The 1,552-nt window shown below is 37.2% G+C and carries 3 protein-coding genes; 1 reads left to right on the top strand and 2 read right to left on the bottom strand.

Features of this window, described 5'->3' with window-relative positions; genetic code table 11:
* Together K737_RS06175 and K737_RS06170 are read right to left on the bottom strand one after the other, a co-directional pair.
* Positions 1 to 440: AAA family ATPase (locus K737_RS06175; protein ID WP_006299578.1), on the bottom strand; the 440-nt coding region annotated here is incomplete at its 3' end.
* A 21-nt stretch (positions 441 to 461) separates the two neighbouring features.
* On the bottom strand, positions 462 to 896 hold the full coding sequence (locus K737_RS06170) for a rubrerythrin family protein (RefSeq protein WP_023491195.1): 435 nt from the start codon (positions 894 to 896) through the stop codon (positions 462 to 464).
* A gap of 147 nt (positions 897 to 1,043) precedes the next feature.
* Here K737_RS06170 and K737_RS09685 point away from each other — a divergent pair, with 147 nt between their 5' ends.
* Positions 1,044 to 1,190: a hypothetical protein gene (locus K737_RS09685; protein WP_023491194.1), complete on the top strand. Its 147-nt coding sequence runs from the start codon at positions 1,044 to 1,046 to the stop codon at positions 1,188 to 1,190.
* The last annotated feature ends 362 nt before the right edge of the window (positions 1,191 to 1,552 follow it).

Genomic DNA, 1,552 nt, shown 5'->3' with positions numbered 1-1,552 from the left:
TCTAAGCGCTTGGCCACGTATTCTTTGCTATCTCCTCTATTAAGCATCCTTTTTACCCGCTCTTCTTGAGAAAGCTCTAGCCAAATTTTGACATAGCGTATACGCGGATCAAAAACAGAATCTTTTCCAAAAGCCCAGGGGGTAATAAACCGAGAAATATTTTTCTTTTTTCCTTCCTCAAGGATGGAATAGGGAATCGCATAAGCATGGTCATAATATTTTGTATGAAGTGCAAACTTTTTTTCTTGAAACATCTTATTGTAAATATCAGAATTTACAAAACAATACTCTCCATCTAAATCAGAAGCTCTTTTAGGGCGAGTAGTTAGCTTTAACACGGTCTGAATTCCCCCTAACTTAGAAACGCCCTCTGAAACAGCTGTCTTACCGGATCCTGTTAGTCCGGATACACATAATATCAGTATTAGTTCTTCTATCATATTTAACCTCTTTTTTTAAAGTTACTTTTCTGTTTTTAATTGATTTAAAGCTTTTTCAAAACCTGCAGCATGAATTCGTTCTGCTTTTGCCAACACGTCAAACCAATTAGCTATTTCTTCAAATCCTTCCTCCCGAGCGGTTTTTGCCATACTCGGATACATATCTTGGTACTCGTAACGCTCTCCAGCAGACGCTGACTCTAAATTTTCCTGAGTAGAACCAATAGGAAGATCTGTTACAGGATCTCCAATGGCAGACAAAAAATCTAAATGACGGAAAGCATGAGCAGTCTCCCCACGAGCTGTAGAACGAAACAACTCTGCCACACTAGAAACTCCCTCTCTGTCTGCCCTTAAGGCAAAATATTCGTACCGTCGATTTGCTTGAGATTCTCCTGCAAAAGCAGCCTTTAAGTTTTCATGAGTTTTTGAATTTTTTAAGGACTTTTCAGACATTTGACTAACCAAACAATTATCCTGTACTTTTTTATTGTAAACAAAACATTAACTCCCTGTCAAGAACGTTAAAATTCTCCTTATTATATACTCATGCTGAATGACATTGTTTAAAAGTTTAATTTATATGTGTTAATAATTTTTCTTATGCAAAAATTTCTAAAAAAAGAATATCGTGTTACGTTAAGAACGCAGCATCGGCAAGAAAAGAACCGACGCGCAGCAGATAGGATTAAGGCAGTTTTGTTATCCGACAAAGGGTGGAGCTATCGTCAAATTGCAAGGCTTTTCTGATTGACGATCAGTCATCATGTAGAGGGGTATAAGAAAGATCAAAAATTAATGGTGTAAAGCGGGAGCTCTGTAAGCGTTAAAACAGGCACTTGAAAAGCTTGGGATAATTTGGAACATTTTTCGTCATCTTCATCAAAAACCGCTGATAGCTTTTTCATTTCTGATCATACTCCCCCTCACTTTTTTTCAGGTAGTTTAAAAGATCGCTGAAATCAAAGAATAAGAGTTTATCTTTGATCTACCTGATCCCCCTTGTGAAGTATGAATACCAAAGGCACTCTGACTGTTTTTTTGTAAGCACATTCTTGTGTAAGGCCCGTTATAGAAGCGTATAAAATAGCAACAGCGACAATGGTCATAAG

It is taken from the genome of Holospora undulata HU1, from assembly GCF_000388175.3.
GTDB lineage: Bacteria > Pseudomonadota > Alphaproteobacteria > Holosporales > Holosporaceae > Holospora > Holospora undulata_A.
Note: the sequence above shows the minus strand (reverse complement) of the source record. Positions and strands in the feature narration are given on the sequence as shown.

What these genes read in the sequence shown, in the direction of transcription:
- K737_RS06170 (WP_023491195.1), bottom strand. Translation starts at nt 896, where the DNA reads ATGTCTGAAAAGTCCTTAAAAAATTCAAAAACTCATGAAAACTTAAAG.
- K737_RS09685 (WP_023491194.1), top strand. Translation starts at nt 1,044, where the DNA reads ATGCAAAAATTTCTAAAAAAAGAATATCGTGTTACGTTAAGAACGCAG.